Raw genomic sequence first — 24,280 nt, forward strand, 5'->3', positions numbered from 1 at the left:
TTCAGAGGCGCAACTGGCTTAAGGCCAGCTAATTGCGCTTCGGCCTGATGGCGTCGGCGGTACCCTGGATGAAGGCCTGGATTTTCACAACGTCCGCTTCCGTCAGCTTGCCGGCGAAATCAGGCATGCCCTTGTCGCGGAACGGACCGTGGAAGACGATGTCCTTCAGATTGGCGATCTCTTCGGCCGGAACGTAGCCGAGATTTCTAATGTTGCCTCCGGGGCCGACACCAGGCACGCCGTGGCAGGCTGCACAGGCCGCCGCGACATAGATGGCACCGCCTTCCCTCACATCCTTCGGATCGTACTTCACGCCCTGCAGGAGACCTGCGGTCTGGTACTTCACGAATTCCGGTAGCTTCGCCTTGCCGCCCAGCGCAAATGTATAGACCGTTCCCGGGTTCTGGAACTCGGTCACTCGCTGAGAAATACCGAAAGCGCCGCCCCAGCCGACCGCAATCGAGACATACTGCATGTCATCGATCATGTAAGTTGCGGGAGCCGCGACCACGCCGTTGCCGGTCGGGGTTTCCCACAGCTTGGTTCCCTTTGCTGCGTCATAGGCGACAAAGCGGCCATCCGCCGTTCCCTGGAAAACCAGGTTGCCCGCGGTGGTCAGAGTACCGCCGTTCCACGGCGACACGTGCTCGACCCGCCAGACTTCCCTTTGATGCGCCGGATCCCAAGCGAGCAGACGTCCGAATGCGGACGACTTCGGAGGTGTGCTGTTGAAAATAAAGCCGATATTCCCGCCCAGTATGGAGCCAACCTTGCCCGGCGCAGCCGCATTCTGCGTAAACGACTTTTCCGGCGTCACACTAACCGGTATGTGCTGCACCGGAATGTAGACGAGGCCGGTCTGGGGATTGAACGACATTGGGTGCCAATTGTGAGCTCCGTCTGGCCCGGGAATGGAGTCGTATGGACCGTCGCCGCGCGCAGCCGGCAACTCGATCGGCCGCCCGTTGGTGTCGTATCCCGTCGCCCAATTCACATCGACGAAGTTCTTCGCCGAGATAAACTTGCCGTTGGTACGATCGATAACGAAGAAGAAGCCATTCTTCGGCGCGTGCAAGATCACTTTACGCAGTACACCGTCGATCATGATGTCGGCGAGGATCATCGGCTGGGTTGACGTGTAGTCCCAATTATCGCCGGGCGTCTCCTGGTAGTGCCAGATATATTGGCCGGTGTCGGCGTTGAGCGCGACGAGCGAGGCGAGGTAGAGATTATCGCCGCCCGACGGACTGCGGAATTTGCGATTCCAGGGAGAACCATTTCCAGTACCGATATAGACCATGTTCAAGTCGGGATCGAACGTGATCGTGTCCCACGGAGTCCCGCCGCCACCGTTGATCCAGTATTTGCCTGCCGGGTCCCAGGTCTTGGCCGCGGCTTCCATCGAAGCGTCTTCAAACGGCTTCGATGGATCCCCGGGCACAGTGAACCAGCGCCAGAGTTGATTACCTGTCTCGGTGTCGTAGGCTGTGACATACCCGCGCGCACCGTACTCGGCGCCGCTCTGGCCGATCACGACCTTGCCGTTGAACGCGCGAGGCGCGCCGGTGATCGTATAGGAATGCGCGTGGTCGATCAGCGTATCTTTTTCCCAGACCTTCGCGCCGGTCGCGGCATCGAGCGCGATCAGGCGGCCGTCATAGGCCCCCACGAATACCTTGCCCTTGTAAATGGCGACGCCACGGTTGACCACGTCGCAGCAGCCCTTGTAGCCCTTTGACCGGTCGACACCTGGATCGAACGACCAGAGTTTTTTTCCGGTCCGCGCGTCAATCGCATGGACCACGCTCCAAGACGCCGACTGATACATGATGCCGTCGACGACGACGGGTGTCGCCTCGACACCGCGCGATGATTCAAGATTGTAGCTCCAGACCAGCCCAAGATCCTTCACGTTGTCGGTGTTGATCTGATTGAGCTTGCTGAACCGCGTTTCGGCGTAGTCGAGGCCGATAGTTGGCCAGTCCTTGGATGTTGTGGCGTTTGCCTTGATGAAGTTGCTGTCGACCGCCGAGGTACTCGCCTTGATGCGGTCGAGCGTCGCGCTGGTGACGCTCTGCGCCGATGCGTTGAAAGGGAGAGAAAGACCAAGGAGAACCGCAAGAACAACTTTTATGTTACTGGAGGAACTGTGGATCTTGAACCGATGTCCCGGTGTCGTCCCTGGCCATTCACCCTTCAAGTTTGATAGCGCCATGTGTCGTCCCCGGCCTACGCCTTGCGCTGGTTGATATGGCGTATTCAAACTGTCTTCCCGCTACGGCACTATTTCAATCTCCCGAAAAACGGTTGCAGTTGTAGGCGTGCGGCCATCACATGGCGGGGACCGCCGATGCCGTAGCCCGGGTGAAGCGTTAGCGTAACCCGGGGCTGCTCGTCGTGTTGATACGGATGTCCCGGGTTCGCGTTCGCTCCACCCGGGCTACGCAGAGAGACGAACTCGGCTCTCGTCAATCCGGCACCGGCACGTCGAACGTGTTCAGCGTGACAGAGACCATGCAGTAGATGCCGACGAGATAGGACAGCTCGGCTGCGCCGTGCTCGCCGAACTCCTGCACCGCTGCGCGATAGGTCAGTTCCGGCAGCACGCCGCCGTTCACGAGCGCCGAGGCCATGTCAAAGGCGACCGCTTCCTGCCGCGTCAGGTCGAGCGGGCGCTGGCCGGCGACGATGGTGGCGAGCTTTTCGTCGGAGAGGCCGCGCGCCTCGGCCACCAGCACGTGAGCATAGAGCTCATAGCCCGAGCGAAAATGCGACCCGGTGACGAGGATCGCGACCTCGCGCACCGCGGCTGGCAGCAGAGGGTTCGAGGCAACGGCCTTCACCAGATCCCACACCGGCTTGCCGAACCTTGGCTCGCGCAGCCAGGGATTCCAGGGGCCGAGCAGCGCGCCGTCGGCGCGCATGTTCACGAAGCCCTTGAAATGGCGTTCGATGCCCTTGCGCATGTCATCGTAGAGCGGCTTCTGCTCGTCGGTCAGTTCGGTCGGATCGAGGATCGGAAGGCGCACGGCAAAGCTCCTCTCTCTGATGAAAGCCCAAAGAAGAGTTGAGCGTCGCGTGCATGGCGGCACGAAGCAAGTGAAGTTGCCGTGACATGCGATCGGCAAGATGCGGCCGATCCGGTTCAAAACTCCAGCGGTGCATTGTCCACCACCTCCTTCATCACGAAGAAGGTTCGCGTCTGCCGGACGCCAGGCAGCGCGATCAATTGCTCGCCGTGGATGCGGTTGAAATCTTCCATGTCGCCGACGGCCGTTCTTGTGCAGCAATCGCAGGATCTTGAGGTCGATGCGATCGAGCTTGGCAGTCATGGAAGATTCCTTCGTTATTCAGCCGGTCTGTGAGAGAAATGGCGGCATGAACGCACATTTGGCGTAGCAGAGCATAAAGCAGTCAATCGAAATAGAGAGCACCTTTCGCGCAGCCGGTGCTAGGAATCCGCATCGAGACCACGCCATCAAGGGGGACCACGATGCTGGAAAAATTCGCGCGCTATCCGCTCACCTTCGGGCCGACGCATATCGAGAAACTGGAGCGGCTGTCGAAGCATCTCGGTGGCAAGGTCGAGATCTTTGCCAAGCGCGAGGACTGCAATTCGGGGCTCGCCTTCGGCGGCAATAAATTGCGCAAGCTGGAATACATCATTCCTGATGCGATCGCGTCCAACGCTGACACGCTGGTTTCGATCGGCGGCGTGCAGTCGAACCACACCCGCATGGTCGCGGCCGTCGCCGCCAAGCTCGGCATGAAGTGCCGCCTGGTGCAGGAAAGCTGGGTGCCGCATGAGGACGCGGTCTATGACCGTGTCGGCAACATCCTGCTCAGCCGCGTGATGGGCGCCGACGTGCGGCTGGTCGATGACGGCTTTGATATCGGCATCCGCAAGAGCTGGGAGCAGGCGATCGAGGAGGTGAAGGCCGCGGGCGGCAAGCCCTATGCGATTCCGGCTGGCGCCTCCGTGCACAAATATGGCGGGCTCGGCTATGTCGGCTTCGCCGAGGAGGTGCGGGCGCAGGAGAAGCAGCTGGGCTTCAGCTTCGACTACATCGTGGTCTGCACCGTGACCGGCTCGACCCATGCCGGCATGCTGGTCGGCTTCGCCGCCGACGGCCGCGCGCGAAACGTGATCGGCATCGATGCCTCCTTCACGCCGGCGCAGACGAAGTCGCAAGTGCTCTCGATCGCACGCAATACCGCCGCTCTCGTCGAGCTCGGCCGCGAGATCGTCGAGGACGATGTGGTGCTGCTCGAGGATTACGCCTATCCCGCCTATGGCGTGCCGTCGGACGCGACCAAGGAAGCGATCCGGCTGTGTGCACGGCTGGAAGGCATGATCACCGACCCCGTCTATGAGGGCAAATCCATGCAGGGCATGATCGACCTCGTGCAGAAAGGCTTCTTCCCGGCCGGCTCACGTGTGCTCTACGCCCATCTCGGCGGCGCGCCGGCGATCAATGGGTATGCTTACACGTTCCGAAATGGGTGACGGCATCCACCCCACTCCCGTAGCCCGGATTGCGCTTCGCTCCATCCGGGCTACGGGAAACACTTTGTGGTTGACGGATTTTGATTCAAAGAACAAAATAGGAACATTGCGCGCGCAACTTGCGGATGACTTGCGAAGCTTCCTATGATGGGGCGCTGGCTGGGGAGTGAAGTATGAGGTTTGCGATCAGCGCGGTTGTCGCGGCCGCGTGCGTTGTTTTGTCCGTGACGTCGTCGCATGCGCGCGGGCCGTATGGCTCGATCGCGATAGGCAACTGGCAGGGCGGCGCCTATACCGACGACAACAGCGGCAACTTCACTCATTGCGCCGCCGGTGCCTCCTACCAGAGCGGCATTTATTTTCTGGTCCTGATCGACGCCCGCGGCAATTGGCGCCTGGGATTTTCCCATCAGGGCTGGCGGTTGACGGCCGGCGAATCCTTTCCGATGACGCTGACCTTTGACGGCCAGCAGCCCTTCAACGTGTATGGGCGGCCGCTTGGGGCACAGCTCGTGGCGGTCGACATGCCGCTCAATTCGGCGCTGATCAATCAATTCCGCAAGGCGCGGACGATGAGCGCGTTCGCCGAGGGCCAGCTCTTCCAGTTCAACCTGAACCAGACCGCGCAGCTATTGCCCGCGCTGGTCACTTGCGTCGAAAGCGTCAGGAAGAACGGGCTCGCCAATGCCGGTGAGTTCGCGGTCGCACCGCCGAAGCCGGCCCCATCAACGCCGGCCGCGCCGAGTGCCGCCGCACCCAATGCTGGCGCACCGAAGCAGGCCAGGGGCCAGACCGGCACCGGCATCGTGATCTCCAGCAATGGTCACGTGGTCACCAATCACCATGTCATCGATGGCTGCGGCGAGATCACGGGCAATCTCAGCGGCGAGGCACCCGTCAAGCTGCGGCTGGTTTCCAGCGACGAGACCAACGACCTCGCACTGCTGCAGGCGCCGACCCCGTTCAAGGAGGCCGCGGTGATCAGGGAAAATTCCGTGCAAACCGGGGATGGCGTGATCGCGATCGGCTATCCCTTTCACGGGCTCTTGACGTCCGATTTCACGGTGACCACCGGCATCGTTAGTTCGCTGAGCGGCATCTTCAACGACACCCGCCATTTGCAGATCAGCGCGGCGGTGCAGCCGGGCAATAGCGGCGGGCCGCTGCTCGACTTCACCGGCGCTTTGGTCGGCGTGGTCGCAGCCAAGCTGAACGCGCTCAAGGTCGCGCGGGCAACCGGCAACATCCCCGAGAATATCAACTTCGCCATCAAGACCGGCGCGCTCAGGGACTTCCTCGACAACAGCGTCGTGATGTACCGGGTCACCGAGCGGCGCGAGATGAAGAAGGAGACGGCCGAGATCGCCAAAAGTGCCCGCGGCTTCACGCTTCTGATCTCCTGCACGGCGAATGAGCAAAACGCCAGCGCGAAGAAGCCGGGCAATTAGTCCAACGCATGATTCGAATCAGGTTGAACCGTAGCCGCGGTGAAGCTGCACTCCCTCTCCCGCTTGCGGGGGAGGGCTGGGGTGGGGGTGCCTCCGCATTGGGACTCCCCGAGTGGAGAGAGCCCCACCCGGCGCTTGCGCGCCGACCTCCCCCGCAAGCGGGAGAGGTGAAGCCAATCCGTAACCGCTTCAATCTGATCGGCTCTCGCTCTGACGCGCGCCTGCGCGTCACTCCGCCCGTCGCAACGTGTGCAGCGTGATCTCCGCCGGGCAGTTGAGGCGAACCGGCAGCAGGCTGGTGCCGGCGCCCACCGAGGTGTAGCCGGCCATCTTGCCGTAGCGCCAGGCGCCGGCGCCGAACTTGCGCGGCAGCCAGGCTTCGAGCTTGATCGCGATGCCGCCGGGCAGGCAGAGCTGGCCGCCATGGGTGTGCCCGCTCAGCATCAGGTCAAAGCTTGCGGCTGCCGCCGCCCGGTACACTTCCGGCGTATGCGAAAGCAGGATTGAGAAGGCGTCGCCTGGAATCGGAGCGGCGGCCTTGCCGATGTCGTCGGCGCGATAGAAATGCGCATCGTCGACGCCGGCGAGATAGATCGCTTCACCGCCGCGCCGGATCGCCTCGCACTCGTTGAACAACATCCGGATGCCCATTGCCTCCAATGCCGGCGTCATTCGGATCGAGTCGTGATTGCCGAGGATGCCGTAGACCGGCGGCTTCAAAGCCGCGATCACCGGCGCAAGATAGTCAAGGCTCTTGTCGAAGGGACCAAAGGTCTGGCCGCGATAGTCACCGGTCAGCACGCAGATGTCGTAGGCGAGATCGGCGACCATGCCGGGCAGCCGCCGCATGGCGCCAGCGCTCATGTCGGCGTGCAGGTCGCTGATATGCAGGAGAGTGAAACCGTCAAAGCTCTTCGGCAGCACGGTCGAGGCAAGTTCGTTGCGCCTGATGCACACGAGGTCCGCGTTCTGCCGCGCGCGGCCGTACAGCCCGGTGACTTTCAGCGCCGTCGCGATGACGCCCGGCGCAAGCAGCGAGTTCTCCAGGTTGAAGAACAGCGTACCCTGGCCGAACAGTTGAGCCTCATGCTCGGTCTCGTCGTTCAGCCGCCGCCGGACATGCTCGGCGCCGATCCGCTTGATCAAGTCCTGAAGGCCCAATTCGTGCATCGCCGCCACCCTAGCAAACGGGAACGTCGCCACCTAACGCCCAGATCGAGGACTTATCCCTCAGTCCTCTTCACCACCGCAACCAACTCGTCGCCGTAATGCTCGAGCTTCTTGTCGCCGATTCCGGCGATGCCGCGAAGCCGGTCGAGCGTCGTCGGGCGCACGGCGGCGATGCCGTCGATGGTGGAATCGTGCAGCACGACATAGGCCGGCACGCCCCGCTGCCGCGCCACCTCGGAACGCCAGGCGCGTAGCGCGGCATGAAGCGCGGGGTTCGCTGCCTTGCCCTGGCCGGTCGCGACCGGCGCTAGCTCGCCGCGCCGCGACTTGGAACGGACGGCGCGGTTGCGCGCGCCTTCCGCCTGCTCGCGCAAGAGAACTTCAGTCTCGCCCTTGAGGACGCCGCGCGCGCTCTCCGTCAGTTTCAGCGCGCCGAAAGCCTCGCCGTCGGCCCAAAGATGCCCCATCGCGACAAGCTGGCGCAGCACCGCGCGCCACTGCTTCTCGTTGAGCTCGCGGCCGACGCCGAACACCGAGAGCTTGTCGTGCCCAAACTGGGTTACGCGCTCGGTGAGGCGGCCGACCAGCACGTCGATCAGGTGCATGGCCCCGAAGCGCTGGCCGGTGCGGTAGACGCAGGACAGCATTTTCTGCGCCAGGATCTTGCCGTCGCGGACGCGCGGCGGCGACAGGCAATTGTCGCAATTGCCGCAATTCTCTTCTGTCAGCGTCTCGCCGAAATAGGCCAGCAGGCGCCGCCGGCGGCAGCCCACGGTTTCCGCCAGCGCCACCAGCGAATCGAGCTTGCCGATCGAGACGCGCTTATAGGCATCCGAGCCGGTGGACTCGTCGATCATGCGGCGCTGCTGCACGATATCGGAGAGGCCATAAGCCATCCACGCGCTGGACGCCTTGCCGTCGCGCCCCGCGCGGCCGGTCTCCTGGTAATAGGCTTCGATGCTCTTCGGCAGATCGAGATGGGCGACGAAGCGCACGTCCGGCTTGTCGATGCCCATCCCGAAAGCAACCGTGGCGACGACGACGATGCCGTCCTCATTGATGAAGCGGTCCTGGTTGCGTGCGCGCACGCTGGGCTCCAGCCCGGCGTGATAAGGCAGCGCCGGGATGCCGGCCGCGCTGAGCGAGGCTGCGACGTCTTCCACCTTGGCGCGCGACAGGCAATAGACCACGCCGGCCTCGCCCGCATGCCGCTCGGTGATGAACGCCTTCAACTGCGCCATCGAATTCACCTTGTCGATGATCTCGTAGCGGATGTTCGGTCGGTCGAAACTCGACACGAAGCGCGGCGCGTCGGTGAGTGACAGCCGTTCGGCGATCTCCTCGCGGGTCAGTTCGTCGGCGGTCGCGGTGAGCGCCATCCGCGGCACGTCGGGAAAGCGCTCGGCGATCACGGAAAGGCCGATATATTCGGGCCGGAAATCATGGCCCCATTGCGAGACGCAATGGGCCTCGTCGATCGCAAACAGCGCGATCTTCGCCTGCGCGAGCAGACTGAGGCAGCGCGGCGTCACCAGCCGCTCCGGCGCGACGTAGAGCAGATCGAGATCGCCTGCGATCAGGCGGCGCTCGACTTCGCCTGCTTCCTGCGGCGACAGCGTCGAGTTCAGCACCGCCGCGTTGACGCCGGCCTCGGTGAGGCCCGCGACCTGGTCGCGCATCAGCGCGATCAGCGGCGAGATCACGATGCCGCAGCCCTCGCGCAGCAGCGACGGCAACTGGTAGCAGAGCGATTTGCCGCCGCCGGTCGGCATCAGCACCAGGCAATTGCCGCCATCGGTCACATGCCGAACGATCTCTTCCTGCGCGCCCCGGAACGCGGTGAGGCCGAACACGGAATTGAGCACGGCAAGCGCATCGCTGGTCTCGCCGGACGGACGGTTGAGGACAGAATCCATGTCGGTTTCAGACGCAGTCAAGAAGCGGTGATCGGGAGCCCCGCCGGCGAACGATGCCGGGATATCCGTGTTAAAACACGGTCCAACCACAAACTCAAATGGCCGGCATGGCGAGATCGCCACGGATCATCGCAGGCATTGTCGCTGTCGCGCTGGCCGCAGGCGCAGTGGCGGCCTTTGCGATCGTGTGGCAACCCGCAATCGCCGCGATCGAACCGCCGCCACCGGCATCGTTCGATCCGGCCGTTGTCAAGCGTGGCCGCGAGCTCGCTGCACTGGGAAATTGCAGTAGCTGTCACACCGTGCGTGGCGGCCAGGATTTTGCCGGCGGCGTGCCGGTCCCGACCCCGTTCGGTGTGGTCTTCTCCTCCAACATCACGCCGGATCCGGAGACCGGCATCGGCAGGTGGTCGGAAGAGGCGTTCGGCCGCGCCATGAGCAGCGGCGTCAATCGCGAGGGCCAGCATCTCTATCCGACCTTCCCCTATGACCACTTCACCAATGTCACCGATGAGGACGACCGGGCGCTTTATGCGTTCCTGATGACCCGGCCGCCGGTGCATGCGGTGGCCCGGCCGGACGAACTCGTCTTTCCGCTGGATCAGCGGCCCATCATCGCCGGATGGAAACTGCTGTTCCTGCGCCGCGAGACATTCCAGCCGGATCCGGCAAAGAGCGCCGAATGGAACCGCGGCGCCTATCTGGTCGACGGCCTTGCCCATTGCGGCGCCTGCCACACGCCGCGCAATGCGCTGGGCGCCGAGCGCGTGAGCGCGCAATTTGCCGGCGGCGAGGCCGACAATTGGCACGCTTATGCCCTTAACGACCGCGCGCATGCGCCGGTGCCGTGGAACACGGAGTCGCTTTATGCCTATTTGCGCAACGGCTGGCATCCCGATCATGGCACCGCACGCGGGCCGATGGCCGAAGTGGTGAGCAACCTCTCCACGGTGCCCGATAGCGACGTGCGCGCCATCGCCATCTATATGACGGACGTCTCCGGCGCGGCGAAGCCGGAACGCGATCGCAGCGCTGTGCTCGCCCAAGCCGAATCGGCACCTGCGCAAGGAGACCCGACGGGTGCCGCGATCTACGTCGCGGCCTGCGCCTCCTGCCATGAATCCGGCCGGCCGCTGCCTTATGGCGGCGTCAACCTTGCGCTGAGCACTGCGGTCACCAGTCCTGATCCCCGCAACCTCGCCAATCTCATTTTGGCCGGCGTTCCGGCGGTGGCGGGCGAACGCAGTCCGATCATGCCGGGCTTCGCCGACAGCATGACCGACGCGCAGGTTACTTCGCTCCTCAATTACCTGCGCACGCGTTTCAGCAAGGAACAGCCCTGGACTGACGTTGAAAAGACCGTTGCGGATGCGCGCCGCACCCAGACCGCGCTTCTCCAGACTTCCATTGGGCCGCGCAATGCGCCGGCCGACCCTTCGCAGCGAGACCAGCCATGATGACATTGAAGGTCAACGGCCAGGAAAATCACATCGATGCCGATCCGGATACGCCGCTGCTCTACGTGCTGCGCGACGACCTGAAGCTCAACGCTGCCAAGTTCGGCTGCGGGCTCGGCCAATGCGGCTCGTGCACCGTCATCGTCGATGGCAGGGCCGTGCTGTCCTGCGTGACGCCGCTGGTGCTGCTCGAGGGCAAGCAGGTGACGACGCTGGAAGGTCTCGGCACCGTGTCCGCACCGGCGCCGATCCAGCGCGCCTTCATGGAGGAGCAGGCGGCGCAATGCGGCTATTGCATCGCCGGCATGATGATGCGGGCGCAGGCGCTGCTGCTCAGGAATCCAAAGCCGACCGATGCGCAGATCCGTGCCGAGCTGCAACCCAATCTTTGCCGTTGCGGCACCCATATGCGCATCCTGCGCGCGGTGCATCGCGCCGCGCGATTGATGGATACGGCGGATGCATCCGCAAACGAGAGGAGCGGCCAATGAATGCGCCTGTCATCCTCGATCGCCGCCGCGTGCTGCAGGGTGGCGGCGCCCTCATTGTCAGCTTCTCGCTAAGCCGCGCGTTCGCGCAAGAAGGAGCGCCGGCGGCTGCAAAGCGGCCGGGCAGCCTCGCGACCGCGCCTTATCTCGATTCCTGGCTCCGCATCGATTCCGATGGCCGCATCACCGCCTTGACGGGCAAGGTCGAGCTGGGGCAGGGATTCAAGACGGCGTTCCAGCAGATCGCCGCCGAACAGCTCGATGTGGCCTTCCAAGCGATCCACGTCGTCACCGCGGACACGCAACTCACGGCCAACGAGGGTTATACCTCAGGCAGCCACTCGATGCAGGATTCCGGCACCGCGATCCTGAATGCCGCCGCGCAGGTGCGCGAACTCCTGATCGCGGAGGCGGCGCGGCGGTTCGCCCTCGCCGCCGAGAGCCTGAAGACCGACAACGGCGCGGTCGTTGCTCGGGATGGCAGGCGGCTCACCTACGGTGAACTGGTCGCTGCCGACATGCTTCATGTGCAGGCGCAGCCGCAATCGAAATTGAAAGATCCGGCGACTTTCAAGATCATGGGCCGCCCCGTGCCGCGCGTGGATATCCCGGCAAAGGTCACGGGCGGTGAAGCCTATGTGCAGGACATGCGGCTACCCGGCATGGTGCATGCGCGTGTGGTGCGGCCGCCGAGCTATGGCGCGCAGCTTGTCGAATGCGATAGCTCGGCCGTCGAGAAACTGCCCGGAGTCGTCAAGGTCGTGCGCGATGGCAATTTCCTTGCGGTGGTCGCGGACAAGGAATTTCAGGCGGTCAAGGCGATGAACGCGCTCGCCGCCGCCGCGAAATGGAAGGAAAGCCCGAGCCTGCCAAGGCAGGATGATTTGCTCAATGTGATCACCAGCCTGCCCTCCCAGGATTCCACCATCTTCAATCGCAGCGATCCTTCCGTCTCCGGCCAAAAGACCCTCGAGGCTACTTACACGCGCCCCTATCAGTCGCATGGCTCGATCGGACCATCCTGCGCCGTGGCGCATTTTGTCGGCGACGCGATGACGGTCTGGACGCACACCCAGGGCGTCTATCCCGACCGCCAGGCGATTGCGGAGATGCTGCGGATGCCGCCCGCGAGCGTCCGCCTGATCCATGTCGAGGGATCCGGCTGCTACGGCCATAACGGCGCCGACGATGTCGCGGCCGACGCTGCGCTGATCGCGCGGGCGCTGCCCGGGCGGCCGGTGCGCGTGCAGTGGATGCGCGAGCAGGAACACGCCTGGGAGCCGTTCGGGCCGGCGATGGTGACGAAGCTGAAGGCCTCGCTCGACGCCGATGGCCGCATCGCCGACTGGAATTTTGCGGTGTGGAGCAACACCCATTCGATGCGGCCGGGCAACGCCGGCACGCTGCTTGCTGCGCAGCACATGGCGCAGGGCTTTGCCGTTCCGCCGCCAAAGCCGTTGCCTTTGCCGGAAGGCGGCGGCGACCGCAACGCGATCCCGCTCTACAATTTTGCCAACGCGCACGTGGTGCATCATTTCATTCCAGCGATGCCGCTGCGGATTTCGGCGATGCGCGCGCTCGGCGCCTATCACAATGTGTTCTCGATCGAGAGCTTCATGGATGAGCTTGCCGGGCTCGCCGGCGCCGATGCGGTCGAGTTTCGCTTGCGGCATCTCGAGGACGCGCGCGGACGCGACGTCATCGAAAAGGCCGCGCAGGAATTTGGCTGGACGCGAGATCAGAAACCGCAAGCCGGCCGCGGCTACGGCTTTGCCTTCGCGCGTTACAAGAACCTTGCGGCCCATTGCGCCATCGCTTCGGAAGTCGAAGTCAATCGCGAGACCGGACGTGCGCGGCTGCTGCGCGCGGTCGCCGCTGTCGATTCCGGGCAGGTCGTCAATCCGGACGGGCTGACCAACCAGATCGAGGGCGCGATCATGCAATCGATGAGCTGGACGCTGTATGAGAGCGTCAGCTTCGACGACACCAGGATCACCAGCATCGACTGGCAGACCTATCCGATCCTGCGCTTCGACGCGGTGCCTGACCGCATCGATGTCCACATCATCAACCGCCCTGGCCAGCCGGCCCTCGGCAGCGGCGAGACCGGTCAGGGCCCCGCCGCAGCCTCGATCGCCAACGCCATCGCCCACGCCACCGGCAAACGTCTGCGCAACCTGCCGCTGACGCGCAAACGCATCAAAGACGCGATCGACGCGTGAACGGTAAGAGTATCGCGCTGACATCGTGCGCGCCGTCTCTACTTGTTCGGACGCGCCTCTCCCCTTGTGGGAGAGGCCGTATCGCATGCAGCGAAGCGGAATGCGATGCGGGTGAGGGGTCTCTCTCCACGCACTGTGCTCGCGGAGGCAGACCCCTCACCCGGAATTCAAGCTGCGCTTGAATTCCGACCTCTCCCACAAGGGGAGAGGTGGCGTTCGCCGCGCCAGCGTCGCGCAACGTTTCACGCCGCCCGCGGTTTATTGATAAGTCGCGACGATATCGGAGACCGCGCGTTCGAGCTGCTGGGCGGTGGCACATTGGCGCACCACGCTGCAGAAGGTGGCGTAACGCGGCATTTCCGAATCGCCGAAGCCCCAGGTCATGCGTCCCTCGGGGTTGAGCCAGACCAGGCGTTTCGAACGCTCGGCGATGCGGCGCAAGATGTCGGCGCGCGGATCGAGGTTGTTGCTGCGGGCGTCCCCGAGCACGATCACGGTGGTCTGCGGCGTGATCGTGTCCATCCAGCCCTTCTCGAAATCGGCAAGCGAATTGCCATAGTCGGAAGAGCCGAAGCCGACCTTCGACATGATCTCGGCCATCGCCGCCTCAGGCGATTTGTCCTCCAATATGTCGCTCACCTCGATCAGATGGCCGGAGAAGGCAAAGGAGCGGACATCGTCGACCACTTCGTGCAGCGAGTGGATCAACAGCAGGAAGAAATCGGACACGCGCGCGACCGAGCCGGAGACGTCGCAGAGCGCGACGATCTTCGGCCGGTCGCGGTGCTTGCGCTTCCAGGCGGTCAGGAAGGGCACGCCACCCCAGGCCGCGTTTCGCCGCAGCGTGCGGCGCACGTCGAGATGGCCGCGGCGCTGGCGCTTGCGCGGCTTGGAGTAGCGTTCGCGCAGGCGGCTGGCGATCTGGCGGATCAGCGCGCGCATCTGCTCGACCTGGCGCGGCTCAATCCGGGCGAGCGGCGCATTGCGCAGGATCTCGTTGCGCAGGTTCTCGGCCTCCTCGCGGCCGTAGAGCAGAAGCGCCTGCGAGACCGTGTCGCGGACGGTGCCGCGCAATCCGTCGAGTGCCGCCTGCAGCCGCTCGGCCAATGCCGGATTGGTCGCGGTCAGGTTGTCGAGATCGTCGCGCAGGCGCTGGATGCCCATGGCGTCCAGGATGCGGCCCGAGAAGATGCCGCGTTGGGTGAAGTATCTGATGTTTGAGAGCGAGGCCGCGCCGGAGGCGTTCGCGATCGCCGCCGCTATCGCATTACGGTCCTGCGACAGCAGCATCTGCGCGAGGGGGCCAAGATTCTGGGCCTGATCGCCGCTGCCGCTTTCGCTCGAGGAATCGGAGCCAGCGCTTGAATCCGCCCGCTCGGCATCGTCCGACTTGCTCTCGTCCTGCGCCGTATCCTGCGCCGGCTCGGGCTGGCTGAAGAACAGATCAAAACATTCGCCGAGCGCGCGCTTCTCGTCCTGCGACTTCGCAAGCGTCAGCAGGAAAGTGTCGCGCAGGACGCCGCGATCGGCAAAGCCGACCTTTGAGACCGCGCGCATCGCATCGATGCTTTCGGCAGGCGAGACCCGGACCCCGGCTCCGCGCGCGGCACGAAGGAACCGATGCAGGTTCTCGCGCATGGCGTCTACCCGAACACGCCCTGCCGCGACGCCTTGGCGATGAAGGTGGTGAGTTGCGGCTGCGCGGCCTCGATGTCGGCCTCGTATTTGAGCAGGACGTTCAGCGTGTCCTTGACGATCTCGTGGTCGAGCTCGGTCGCCTGCAGCAGCACCAGCACGCGCGCCCAGTCGATGGTCTCGCTGACCGACGGCAACTTCTTCAGGTCGAGGGTGCGGATTTCATGAATAAAGCCGACCATCTGCCGGCGCAGCGTCTGCGAGATGCCGGGCACGCGGCTCTCGACGATGCGTTCTTCCAGCTTCTGTTCGGGAAAGCCGATATGCAGATGCAGGCAGCGCCGCTTTAGGGCGTCGCCGAGATCGCGCTCGCTGTTGGAGGTCAGGATCACGGTCGGCGGCGCGATCGCCGAAACCGTGCCGAGCTCGGGAATGGTGACCTGGAAATCGCTGAGGATTTCGAGGAGCAGCGACTCGAACTCGGCGTCCGACTTGTCGATCTCGTCGATCAGGAGCACGCAGCCCGCCGGTTGCTCCAGCGCCTGCAGCAGCGGCCGCGGCTCGACGAACTCCTTGGAGAAGAACACGTCGCCGAAGGTGTGGAGCTGGTCCAGCGCCTGATGCAGCGTCTGCGCGCCGCCCAGCACCTCGCCGAGCTTGTCCTTCAAGATCTGGGTGTAGAGGAGCTGTTTGGCGTATTTCCACTCATACAGCGCCTTGGCCTCATCGAGGCCCTCGTAGCATTGCAGGCGGATCATTTTCATGCCGCGCCAGGCGGCGATCGCCTTCGCCAGCTCGGTCTTGCCGACGCCCGCGGGCCCTTCGACCAGGATCGGTTTCTCGATTTCCTGCGACAGATAAACCGCGGTCGCGATCTGCCGGCTCGCGATATAGCCTTGCGCGGCGAGGCCGCTTTCGACGGCCTCGATCGAGGCCGCAGGCCGATTGTCAGCCACCGATGTGAGCTCCGGATTTGCCTTGGTGCATCAGGTTGTTCTGCCTCCCTCTCCGCCAAAGCACAAGGCTCATTTGCGCGAGGGCAGACCTGGTTCCGGCATTTTCCGCCTAGCGATATTTGTTCTCGAACCGGGAGGCGAATTCCGCTTCGCGAGGCCGGATCGCATCGCAGATGCGATCCGGGTGAGGGGGAGCCCCCCGCGATTCCATCTGTCACGGTGTTTGCGGAGGCCGCCCCAACCCTCCCCCCGTAAGAATGGGGAGAGGGGGAAGTACCGTCGACGCCGCTCAGCAGCCGCGGCAGATGCTGCGCAAGCTCTTGTAGACTTCCTCGTCATCCCGCCGCATCTGCTGCAGCGATTCCATCGGCTTGCTGTCGTAGACCGGCTCCGGCTTGCGCTTGGCCTCGAGCGCCACGGCCTGCCGCTCGTAGCAGGCTTCCCGCTCGGCTTTCGCCTGGATGAACCGGCATTGCTCGACCGCTGCCGAGGGAGGGGCGAAGCCGACCAGAAGGCCGAGGGTTATGAGGCTGAGGAGTTTCATGTCGCCCGTCCTTTACCGGCCCCTTGTCTCAGTTCCGTGAAACGCGAGCAACATCAACTTTGCGCGCGAGCCATTTCCTGACCGAGCTTTCTTTGCTAGCCCGTTGTTGCGATAACAAAATCCTCCAGCCCGTCATGATGGCGGGTCACTTCCGGGAAGCAAGCGTGCCAAAGACGATCGACGAACCCGCACGGCGCGTGCCGATCTATGGCGAATATGAAGTCGCGGTGCTCGGCGGTGGGCCTGCCGGGATCGCGGCAGCGGTTGCGGCAGCGCGTGCGGGGCGGCGCACGCTCCTGATCGAGCGCTACGGCTTTCTCGGCGGCATGGGCACCGCCGCGGGCGTGACCAACTTTTGCGGATTGCACGCCAATGTCCACGGCGAAGCGCATCGGGTGGTGCAGGGCATCGCCTCCGACCTGCTGGATCGAATCGACCGTCTCGGCGGGCTGAACAAGCCGCATCTGATCCTCGGCAAGATCCTGGCGCAGGCCTATGACACCGCGGCCTACAAGATCGCGGCCGACGATCTCCTGGCGAGCCACAAGGTCGATATCCTTTTCCATGCGCTCGGTGCCGGCGTCGTGATGGATGGCGAGAAGCGCATCGGCGCGCTGATGGTAGAGACTAAGGCTGGCCGCCGCGCGGTGCTGGCCAGCATCTTCATCGATTGCTCAGGTGACGGCGATCTCGCCGCCTGGGCCGGCGCGCCGTACGAGATTGGCGATGAGCAGGGCAGCATGCTCTACCCCTCCATGATGTTCCGTCTCAACGGCATCGACCCCGAAAAGGCCGGGGACGCCTGGCGCACGATCCCGGCGCTGATGGAAAAGGCGGAAGCCGCCGGTACCCACCAGTTTCCGCGCAAGGCCGCCATCGTGCGGCCGCAGCGCTCGCAGATCGAATGGCGGGTGAACTTCACCCAGCTTGCGCGCGAGGACGGCTCGGCCGTCAATGGCCTCGAGCCCGATGACCTTACCCGCGGCGAGATCGACGGCCGCCGCCAGGCGATCCAGGCGTTCGAATTCCTGCGCACGGTGCCGGGCTTCGAGAATTCCTACATCGTCGACCTGCCGCCGCAGCTCGGCATCCGCGAAACGCGGCGCGTGGTCGGTGGTTACAAACTCAGCGTCGAGGATGTGCTCGGCTGCGCCTCGTTCGAGGATTCCATCGGCGTCAACGGCTGGCCGATCGAGGCGCATGTCGCCGGCGATGTCATCTTCAAGTTCCCGCCGATCCCGGAATCGCGCGGCTTCAACGAACTGCCCTATCGCATGCTGGTGCCTGAATGCGTCGACAATCTCCTCATTGCCGGGCGCTGCGCCTCGATGACCCATGAGGGACAGTCGGCGGCACGGGTCTCCGGCGCCTGCTTTGCCATGGGGGAAGCGGCAGGCTCGGCCGCCGCGCTGGCGCTGTCCGGCAATACCAGGCCGCGCGACATCGCTGTAGACAGGCTGCAACAGGGACTGAAACAGCAGGGCGCCTTCATCGGGCGCGAGCAGAAAGTTCCTGACGGATTGTGAGGAGAAAGTGGATGAAGGGTTTTGTGCGGCTTGCGCTTGCGGGCCTGCTGGCGCTGACGGCGAGCGGGACGGCGCGGGCCGATGAGCTGCTGAAGGCCAAGATCGGCGTGCTCCGGCTGTCGTCCTCGGCGCCGGTGTTCATCGCGCAGGACAAGGGCTATTTCCGCGAGGCCGGGCTCGATGTTGAACTGAAATTCTTTGACGCGGCGCAGCCGATCGCGGTCGCCACCACTTCGGGCGATGTCGATTTCGGCGTCACCGCCTTCACCGCCGGGCTCTACAATCTCGCCGGCAAGGGCACGCTGAAGGTGATCGGCGGCATGAGCCGCGAGAAGGCCGGGTACCCCTTGATCGGCTATTTCGCCTCAAACAACGCCTATGCGGCCGGGCTGAAGACGCCGAAGGATCTTGCGGGCAAGCGCGTGGCGGTGACGCAGGTCGGCTCCAGCTTTCATTATTCGCTCGGCCTGCTCGCCGACAAATATGGCTTCAAGCTTGCGGACGTGAAGGTGGTGCCGCTGCAATCGCTCTCGAACGCGGCCGCCGCGCTGAAGGGCGAAACCGTCGATGCGGCGCTGCTGCCGGTCTCGACCGCGCGCCCGCTGATGGAGACGAACGGCGCCAAACTCCTCGGCTGGGTCGGCGACGAGACGCCGTGGCAGCTTGGCGCTGTGTTCGCTTCGCCAAGGACGCTTTCAAACAAGGCGCTGGTGACGAAACTGCTTGCAGCTTTGGTGAAGGCCGACCGCGAATATCACGACGTGATCCTGGCCGCGATGAAGAACGGCACAGCACCGATCAACGAAAAGACAAAACCGCTGCTCGACATCATCGCCAAATACACAAATCTGCCAGTTGAGCAGGTGGTGGGCAATTGCGCCTATATCGATCCCGACGGCAAGCTCGACGTCAACAACGTCGCCAACCAGATTTCCTGGCTGCAGGAGCAGGGCTTTGTCGACAAGGGTTTTGATGCGGACAGCATCATCGCGAAGGAACATGTGAAGCCGGATTGATACCGTAGTCGCCGTCATGGCCGGGCTTGTCCCGGCCATCCACGCACTTTGTGGCCAGGGAAAGAAAGACGTGGATGCCCGGGACAAGCCCGGGCATGACGAGCGAGAACGAAGTGCGGAGCCAAGCAAGAGCCAGATGGACCTGATCGCCGACCATATCAGCCACCGCTTCGACACGCTCGACGTGCTCGACGACGTCTCGTTCACGGTGCGGGCGGGCGAGGTGGTTGCGATTGTCGGCCCCTCCGGCTGCGGCAAGAGCACGCTGCTCTCGATCCTCGGCGGCCTGTTGCGGCCGAGCGGCGGCGCGGCCGAGCTGCGCGGTGCGCCACCGAAGGACAGCCTCAATCCGCTGACCTTCGTGTTCCAGGATTTTGCGCTGCTGCCCTGGTGCACGGTCGAGGAGAACGTCGCGTTCCCGCTCGAGCATGCGGCACTCAGTGCTGCGGAGCGCCGCGGCATCGTCGATGATGCGCTCCGCCGCACCGGGCTTTTCGATTTTCGTGGGACCTACCCAAAACAGCTTTCCGGCGGTATGCGCCAGCGCGTCGGCATTGCGAGGGCGCTCGCCGTAAAGCCGGCAATCCTCTTGATGGACGAGCCGCTCTCGGCGCTGGATTCGCAGACGCGCGAACTCCTGATGGAGGATTTCGTCCGCCTGCTTGCCGACGGCGCAATGGGCGCAGTCTATGTCACGCATAATCTGGAGGAAGCGGTGCGGCTTGCAGACCGCATCGTGGTGCTGTCGCGCCGGCCCGGACGCATCCGCAAAGTCGTGCCCATTGCGATGACGCGCAGCGAGCGCGGCGACAGGGACGTGCGCGAAAAACTGCTGGTGCTGCAGGACGAGCTGTGGTCGCTGATCCGCGAGGAAGCGATCGATGCCGAGCGCGAGGTGCAGCATGCTTGAGCGCGCGCCACCAGAGACACCATCGGATATCGACGCCAAGCCGCGGCCGGTCGCGTTTCGCGGCGCCGGCTTCACGCCGAGCACGGGGCGCGCGTCGGGCTGGATCGCGCTCGCGCTCGTCATCGCACTGTGGCAACTGGCGGGCAGTGCCGGATGGGTCAATCCGCTGTTCCTGCCCCCGCCATCGGCGATCGCGGTCGCGACCTATAAGCTCGCGATGTCGGGCGCGCTCTGGCAGCATCTCGGCTGGTCGGTGATGCGGATCGGCGTTGGCTGGCTGCTTGGCACGGTGGCCGGCGTCATCGTCGGTTTCGCGATCGGCCTGTCGACGCTGGCACGCGGCGTCGGCATCACCTTCATCTCGGCGCTGTTTCCGATTCCGAAGATCGCGCTGCTGCCGCTGTTGATCCTCTGGCTCGGGATCGGCGAGGAGCCCAAGATCGCGACCATCGCGCTCGGGGTGTTCTTCTCCACAGCGATCTCGGTCTATAGCGGCGTCGATGCTGTGCCGCGCAATCTGATCCGCATGGCGCAAAGCTTCAACGTGCCGTTTCATGCCATCGTGCGGCGCGTGATCTGGCCGGGCGCGCTGCCCTCGATCCTGGCGGGTTTTCGCATCACCGCCTCGGTCGCGCTGCTATTGGTGGTGAGCGCCGAGATGATCGGCGCGCAGTACGGCATCGGCGCTTTCGTGCTGCAGGCCGGCAATCTGATGCAGACCGATCAACTGCTCGCCGGCGTCGTGATCCTGTCGCTGTTCGGGCTCGCAGTGGGGAAGCTGATCAATTTGCTTGAGGCGAGGTTGCTCCACTGGCGATGAGAGGTGGTTCCGCTCCACCACAGCCGTCATGCCCGGGCTTGTCCCGGGCATCCACGCTCTTGCTCTCCTGTTGCGCCAAAGGCGTGGCTGGCCGGGTCAAGCCCGGCCATGACGGAGACGGCGTTTACGCGTTGCCGCGGTCTTCACGGAACAGGTCGAGCTTCTGCTGCACCGGGCGGTCGGAGAAGCTGAAAAGCACCGACTCGACATCCGCCTCATGCGTGACCCAGTGCCAGCTCGGCACCACGAACAGGTCGCGCGGGCCCCATTCGAAGGTCTGCTCGCCGATCCTGGTGCGGCCCTTGCCCTCGATCGCGGCGAATACGGTCGCATCCGTTGAGCGATAGCGCGCGGTCTTGAAGCCCTTCGGCAGAAGCTGGATGAAAGTGCCGATGGTCGGCATCGCATAGTCGCCGGTCTCGGGATTGGAGAATTTCAGCTTCAGGCCGTGACAGGCGTCCCATTCGTCGCGCGCCTTGGCCCGCTCCAGCGCTTCGCGGGTGTAGCTGTAGGGATAGTTGAAGATCGGCGACGTCTTCGACGCGCGCTTCTGGTCGACCGGCAGCAGGTTGTGACCATAGCGCGCAAAGCTGTCGCCGGCGGGTTTTGTGATCTGCTGCTGATCTTCCTTCGCGCCCTCGGCGAAGGAAGCGTCGAAGAACTGCACCATTGGGATGTCGAGCCCGTCGAGCCAGAACATCGGCTCGCTGGTTTCGTTGGAATGGTCGTGCCAGGTCATCGACGGCGTGATCACGAAATCGCCCGGCGACATCGCGGTGCGCTCACCGTCGACGGACGTATAAGCGCCCTTGCCCTCGAGCACGAAGCGCAGCGCCGATTGGCTGTGGCGGTGGGCCGGGGCGATATCGCCGGGCACCACCATCTGCACGCCGGCAAACAGCGACGTCGTGATCTTCGATTGCCCGCGCAGGCCGGGGTTTTCCAGCACGAGCACTCGACGCTCGGCTTCCTTGGCCGTGATCAGCTTGCCTGCCTCATTCATGTAGTCGCGGATCTGGTCGAACTTCCACAGGTGCGGCCGGCAGGCGCTCCTCGGCTCCGGCGTGATCAGATCGTTCATCACGTTCCAGAGCGCGGAAAGATTTTCGCCGTCGATCTTCTTGTAGAACGCCTCGCGCTCCGGCGTCTTCTGCACCGCTTCCATGGCAGGCCTCCCGTCCATTTCTATGTTGTTCGCTGATTGACAGCATACTGACAATATGGCTAGCGTCAACTTGAAGAAAATCAGAAGACACCAGGGAGGTTCCGATGAAGCTGCACGGCTATTTCCGCAGCAGCGCCGCGTATCGGGTGCGGATCGCGCTGAACCTGAAGGGGCTCACCGTTGAGCATCTGCCGCATCATCTTCGCAAAGGCGAACAATGCGCGCCCGCCTATCTCGCAATCAATCCGCAAGGGCTGGTGCCGACATTGGAAAGCGATGCGGGCGCGATACTGACCCAGTCGCTCGCCATCATCGAATGGCTCGACGAGAGCCATCCAGAACCGCCGCTATTGCCAACGGATTCGCTGCAGCGCGCAAAAGTCCGCGCCTTCGCGCAGGCCATCGCCTGCGACACCCATCCGGTGCAAAACCTGAAAGTGCTGGCGCGGCTGCGACAGCTTGGCCTGCCTGAAGAAAAGGTAACGGAATGGGCGGCCTGGGCTAACCGCGAGGGGCTTTCGGCCTGCGAGATATTGGCTGCGGGCGGAGCAGGGCCGTTCTGCTTTGGAGCTATGCCGACGCTGGCCGACCTTTGCCTGGTGCCGCAGCTTGCTAATGCGCGGCGTTTCGGTGTCGATGTCAGCGCTTTTCCGCGGCTGCTCAAGGCGGAAGCCGCAGCCAAGGCAATGAGGGCGTTTGCCGACGCCGCTCCGGACAAGCAAGGCGATGCCGAATAATAACAAGCCAACCCTTGTTACCATGGACGCGGTCTATACCGCGCCCGGCTATCTGTTCCGGCGGATGCAGCAGATCGCTGTCTCGATTTTTGTCGAGGAGTGCAGGGCGTTCGACCTGACGCCGGTGCAATATGCCGCGCTGATCGCGATCCACACCCATCCCGGCATCGATGCGACGCGGCTGTCCGCCGTGATCGCCTTCGATCGCTCCACGCTCGGCAATGTGATCGAGCGGCTGCAGACCAAGGGTCTGATCGAGCGCAAGTCCGATTCCGATGACAAGCGCGTCAAGCTGCTCACCATCACCCGGCAGGGCGCTTCGCTGCTGCGCGAGATCATGCCCGTGGTTGACCGTGCCCAGGCGCGGATGCTGCAGCCGCTCAAGCCTGCCGACCGCAAGACGCTGATGGCGCTGCTCGCGCAGCTCGTCGATCTCAACAACGAGGCCTCGCGCGTGCCGCTGCGCGCCGAGGACGCCCTCGAACATCTCGGGAAGTCGGGCTGATGGCAAAGAGCAACCTGCCGGTCCTGATCGCAGGTGGCGGCATCGGCGGCCTTGCCGCGGCGCTCGGGCTTGCGCAGAAGGGCATTCGCTCGATCCTGCTGGAAAAGTCCGCCACGCTCGGCGAGATCGGCGCCGGCATCCAGCTCGGCCCGAACGCATTCCATGCCTTCGACTATCTCGGCGTCGGCGAGGCCGCACGGCGCATGGCCGTCTATATCGACCAGCTCCGCCTGATGGATGCACTCACCGCCGAAGAGATCACCCATGTCGATCTGCGCGAGCCGTTCCGAACCAGGTTCGGCAATCCCTATGCTGTGGTGCATCGCGGCGATTTGCATGGCGTGTTCCTGCGCGCCTGCCGCGAGCACGAACTGATCGAGCTGCGCGTCAGCAGCGAGGTGACCGGCTACGAGCAGGACAGTGCCTCGGTCACCGCGCACCTCGCCAATGGCGAGCGCGTCACCGGCCGGCTCCTGATCGGCGCCGATGGTCTATGGTCGAACATTCGCAAGCAGGTCACATCGGATGGGCCGCCGCGCGTGTCCGGCCACACCACCTACCGTTCGGTGATCCCGACCGAAGAGATGCCGGAGGATCTGCGCTGGAACGCGGCGACGCTGTGGGCCGGGCCGAAATGCCATATCGTGCATTATCCGCTGTCGGACTGGAAGGTATTCAACCTCGTCGTCACCTATCACAACGACGCGCCGGAGCCGGTCGCGGGAAAGCCGGTCAGCGATGAAGAGGTGATGCAGGGCTTTCGGCACGTCCATGCGCGTGCGCAAAACATCATCCGTCACGGCAAGAACTGGCGGCTCTGGGTGTTGTGCGACCGCGATCCGAACGAGCGCTGGGTCGACGGCCGCGTCGCGCTGCTCGGCGATGCCGCGCATCCGATGCTGCAATATTTCGCGCAAGGCGCGTGCCAGGCGATGGAGGATGCGGTGTGTCTGTCGCACATGCTGTCGCATCACGACGACCACGCAGTCGCGCTGGAGCATTACCGTGCACAACGCTTCCCGCGCACCGCGCAGGTGCAGCTTTGGTCGCGCGCGATCGGTGAGCACATCTATCACCCCGCCGGCGACCACGCCCGTTTCCGCAACGCCATCATGGGCGCGAAGACGTCCGAGGATTATTACCAGGATCTCGCCTGGCTCTATGGCGGCACGGGGTTGGGAGTATGATCCTCGCGCCACATACTCCGCCGTCGTCCCGGGCTTGACCCGGGACCCATAACCACGAATGTTGATGTGAC

21 protein-coding genes are annotated in these 24,280 nt (G+C 64.0%); 12 read left to right on the forward strand and 9 right to left on the reverse strand.

All coding sequences use genetic code 11. The features are described from left to right. Positions 1 to 28: 28 nt before the first annotated feature. From AC5ZGW_RS15125 to AC5ZGW_RS15135, 3 genes are all read right to left on the reverse strand, one after another. Positions 29 to 2,215: a PQQ-dependent dehydrogenase, methanol/ethanol family gene (locus AC5ZGW_RS15125; protein ID WP_130226720.1), complete on the reverse strand. Its 2,187-nt coding sequence runs from the start codon at positions 2,213 to 2,215 to the stop codon at positions 29 to 31. Positions 2,216 to 2,468: 253 nt separating this feature from the next. Beyond that, the gene (locus AC5ZGW_RS15130; protein ID WP_130226719.1) at positions 2,469 to 3,029 is read right to left on the reverse strand and encodes a carboxymuconolactone decarboxylase family protein; all 561 of its coding nucleotides are present in this window, start codon (positions 3,027 to 3,029) and stop codon (positions 2,469 to 2,471) included. Positions 3,030 to 3,145: 116 nt separating this feature from the next. After that, positions 3,146 to 3,328, reverse strand: a complete 183-nt coding sequence (locus tag AC5ZGW_RS15135; protein WP_283813272.1) for an Lrp/AsnC family transcriptional regulator — start codon at positions 3,326 to 3,328, stop codon at positions 3,146 to 3,148. A 165-nt stretch (positions 3,329 to 3,493) separates the two neighbouring features. Here AC5ZGW_RS15135 and AC5ZGW_RS15140 point away from each other — a divergent pair, with 165 nt between their 5' ends. Then, positions 3,494 to 4,507 (forward strand): 1-aminocyclopropane-1-carboxylate deaminase, encoded by a 1,014-nt coding sequence (locus AC5ZGW_RS15140; RefSeq protein WP_130226718.1) that lies wholly within the window; start codon positions 3,494 to 3,496, stop codon positions 4,505 to 4,507. A 173-nt stretch (positions 4,508 to 4,680) separates the two neighbouring features. Next, a complete protein-coding gene (locus AC5ZGW_RS15145; protein WP_130226717.1) occupies positions 4,681 to 5,955 on the forward strand; it encodes a S1C family serine protease in 1,275 nt (424 codons plus the stop codon). Positions 5,956 to 6,183: 228 nt separating this feature from the next. Here the strand turns inward: AC5ZGW_RS15145 and AC5ZGW_RS15150 are convergent, their stop codons facing one another. Together AC5ZGW_RS15150 and recQ are read right to left on the reverse strand one after the other, a co-directional pair. Next, positions 6,184 to 7,125 (reverse strand): metallophosphoesterase, encoded by a 942-nt coding sequence (locus AC5ZGW_RS15150; protein WP_130226716.1) that lies wholly within the window; start codon positions 7,123 to 7,125, stop codon positions 6,184 to 6,186. Positions 7,126 to 7,178: 53 nt separating this feature from the next. Further along, on the reverse strand, positions 7,179 to 9,041 hold the full coding sequence (gene recQ, locus AC5ZGW_RS15155; RefSeq protein ID WP_463327062.1) for a DNA helicase RecQ: 1,863 nt from the start codon (positions 9,039 to 9,041) through the stop codon (positions 7,179 to 7,181). Positions 9,042 to 9,148: 107 nt separating this feature from the next. Between recQ and AC5ZGW_RS15160 the strand changes: the two genes are divergently transcribed. From AC5ZGW_RS15160 to AC5ZGW_RS15170, 3 genes are read left to right on the forward strand one after another with little or no spacing between them, the layout of a single operon-like run. Further along, positions 9,149 to 10,498, forward strand: a complete 1,350-nt coding sequence (locus tag AC5ZGW_RS15160) for a cytochrome c (protein ID WP_130225249.1) — start codon at positions 9,149 to 9,151, stop codon at positions 10,496 to 10,498. Continuing rightward, positions 10,495 to 10,989, forward strand: coding sequence for a (2Fe-2S)-binding protein (locus tag AC5ZGW_RS15165; protein WP_130225250.1), 495 nt, complete (start codon positions 10,495 to 10,497; stop codon positions 10,987 to 10,989). Before AC5ZGW_RS15160 ends, AC5ZGW_RS15165 begins: the two co-directional genes overlap by 4 nt. Further along, positions 10,986 to 13,208 carry a xanthine dehydrogenase family protein molybdopterin-binding subunit gene (locus AC5ZGW_RS15170; protein ID WP_130225251.1) on the forward strand — a complete coding sequence of 741 codons (2,223 nt, stop codon included), beginning with the start codon at positions 10,986 to 10,988 and terminating at the stop codon, positions 13,206 to 13,208. The genes AC5ZGW_RS15165 and AC5ZGW_RS15170 overlap by 4 nt, the downstream gene beginning before the upstream one ends. 258 nt (positions 13,209 to 13,466) lie before the next feature. Here the strand turns inward: AC5ZGW_RS15170 and AC5ZGW_RS15175 are convergent, their stop codons facing one another. The 3 genes from AC5ZGW_RS15175 to AC5ZGW_RS15185 form a co-directional block, all read right to left on the reverse strand. Continuing rightward, positions 13,467 to 14,846: a vWA domain-containing protein gene (locus AC5ZGW_RS15175; protein WP_130225252.1), complete on the reverse strand. Its 1,380-nt coding sequence runs from the start codon at positions 14,844 to 14,846 to the stop codon at positions 13,467 to 13,469. 5 nt (positions 14,847 to 14,851) lie between these two features. Then, positions 14,852 to 15,799 carry an AAA family ATPase gene (locus AC5ZGW_RS15180; RefSeq protein WP_130225253.1) on the reverse strand — a complete coding sequence of 316 codons (948 nt, stop codon included), beginning with the start codon at positions 15,797 to 15,799 and terminating at the stop codon, positions 14,852 to 14,854. A 289-nt stretch (positions 15,800 to 16,088) separates the two neighbouring features. Next, complete coding sequence (locus AC5ZGW_RS15185; protein WP_028167912.1) at positions 16,089 to 16,343, reverse strand: hypothetical protein; 255 nt, start codon at positions 16,341 to 16,343, stop codon at positions 16,089 to 16,091. Between the two features lie 137 nt (positions 16,344 to 16,480). On the opposite strand from AC5ZGW_RS15185, the gene AC5ZGW_RS15190 reads away from it, so the two are divergent. The 4 genes from AC5ZGW_RS15190 (at position 16,481) to AC5ZGW_RS15205 (ending at position 20,615) form a co-directional block, all read left to right on the forward strand. Then, the gene (locus AC5ZGW_RS15190) at positions 16,481 to 17,869 is read left to right on the forward strand and encodes an FAD-dependent oxidoreductase (RefSeq protein WP_130225291.1); all 1,389 of its coding nucleotides are present in this window, start codon (positions 16,481 to 16,483) and stop codon (positions 17,867 to 17,869) included. Positions 17,870 to 17,880: 11 nt separating this feature from the next. After that, positions 17,881 to 18,885, forward strand: a complete 1,005-nt coding sequence (locus AC5ZGW_RS15195) for an ABC transporter substrate-binding protein (RefSeq protein ID WP_130225254.1) — start codon at positions 17,881 to 17,883, stop codon at positions 18,883 to 18,885. Positions 18,886 to 19,021: 136 nt separating this feature from the next. Continuing rightward, complete coding sequence (locus AC5ZGW_RS15200) at positions 19,022 to 19,795, forward strand: ABC transporter ATP-binding protein (protein WP_130225256.1); 774 nt, start codon at positions 19,022 to 19,024, stop codon at positions 19,793 to 19,795. Further along, positions 19,788 to 20,615: an ABC transporter permease gene (locus tag AC5ZGW_RS15205; RefSeq protein ID WP_165435163.1), complete on the forward strand. Its 828-nt coding sequence runs from the start codon at positions 19,788 to 19,790 to the stop codon at positions 20,613 to 20,615. The genes AC5ZGW_RS15200 and AC5ZGW_RS15205 overlap by 8 nt, the downstream gene beginning before the upstream one ends. 124 nt (positions 20,616 to 20,739) lie before the next feature. On the opposite strand, the gene gtdA is transcribed toward AC5ZGW_RS15205, so the two are convergent. Beyond that, complete coding sequence (gene gtdA, locus AC5ZGW_RS15210; protein WP_130225258.1) at positions 20,740 to 21,780, reverse strand: gentisate 1,2-dioxygenase; 1,041 nt, start codon at positions 21,778 to 21,780, stop codon at positions 20,740 to 20,742. A gap of 104 nt (positions 21,781 to 21,884) precedes the next feature. On the opposite strand from gtdA, the gene maiA reads away from it, so the two are divergent. The 3 genes from maiA to AC5ZGW_RS15225 are packed head-to-tail and all read left to right on the forward strand — an operon-like array spanning position 21,885 to position 24,209. Continuing rightward, positions 21,885 to 22,517 (forward strand): maleylacetoacetate isomerase, encoded by a 633-nt coding sequence (gene maiA, locus AC5ZGW_RS15215; RefSeq protein WP_130225259.1) that lies wholly within the window; start codon positions 21,885 to 21,887, stop codon positions 22,515 to 22,517. Then, positions 22,507 to 23,022, forward strand: coding sequence for a MarR family winged helix-turn-helix transcriptional regulator (locus AC5ZGW_RS15220; protein WP_028167905.1), 516 nt, complete (start codon positions 22,507 to 22,509; stop codon positions 23,020 to 23,022). The genes maiA and AC5ZGW_RS15220 overlap by 11 nt, the downstream gene beginning before the upstream one ends. Next, positions 23,022 to 24,209 carry a 3-hydroxybenzoate 6-monooxygenase gene (locus tag AC5ZGW_RS15225; RefSeq protein WP_130225260.1) on the forward strand — a complete coding sequence of 396 codons (1,188 nt, stop codon included), beginning with the start codon at positions 23,022 to 23,024 and terminating at the stop codon, positions 24,207 to 24,209. The genes AC5ZGW_RS15220 and AC5ZGW_RS15225 overlap by 1 nt, the downstream gene beginning before the upstream one ends. The last annotated feature ends 71 nt before the right edge of the window (positions 24,210 to 24,280 follow it).

The organism is Bradyrhizobium sp. Crot121, from assembly GCF_059512385.1.